This window comes from Labedella endophytica (assembly GCF_003990045.1).
GTDB classification, from domain to species: Bacteria; Actinomycetota; Actinomycetes; order Actinomycetales; family Microbacteriaceae; genus Labedella; species Labedella endophytica.
Genome location: NZ_RZGZ01000013.1, coordinates 1 through 552, shown reverse-complemented (window position 1 = coordinate 552; position 552 = coordinate 1). Strand labels below are relative to the sequence as shown.

1 protein-coding gene is annotated in these 552 nt (G+C 70.8%); it reads right to left on the bottom strand.

Annotated features, from left to right (window positions below; all coding sequences use genetic code 11):
* On the bottom strand, window positions 1-552 hold a 552-nt coding region (locus ELQ94_RS17405), incomplete at both ends, for a hypothetical protein (RefSeq protein ID WP_166404902.1).

The window sequence follows — 552 nt, the reverse complement described above, 5'->3', positions numbered from 1 at the left end:
ACCCGTCCGCCGTCGGCTCGACGTCCTGCCGGTCCGTCTCGTCACCGCACACCGCGAGGTAGCGGCTCGACGACGACCACGCCCCGTGCCAACACCCGCCGAGGTTCACAGGGGCCGCGACATCCGAGGCCTCCGTGGATGCGGCGTTCACGCGCGCGTCGACGACCGTGGGGTCGTCGTCGGAGGACAAGGGGACGGCGATGAGGGCGTCGCCCGTCGCAACGAGCGCGACGTCGTCGGAGGAGCTCGACTGCTGCAGGGCGAGGCCCGTCTCGGGGAGATCGACTGCGGAGCCGTCCTCCGTCACGATGCGGTTCCCGGTCCGATCGAAGATCACGGGCTTCTCGCCGGCGGCTGCGATCTCGATGTCCTCGAGGGGCGGCATCGCCTGCGTCGACGACTCCGAACCGTCGGAGGGCAGCGTGTGGAGTTCGCTCTCCTCCGTCGACACCGCGAACACGGTCCCGGTGGAGGACACCGCGACCCGCGCTCCGGCGCCGAGTTCGAGGATCGGATCGGTGTCGACGGTGCTCAGCTCGAGCCCCGTCTCGA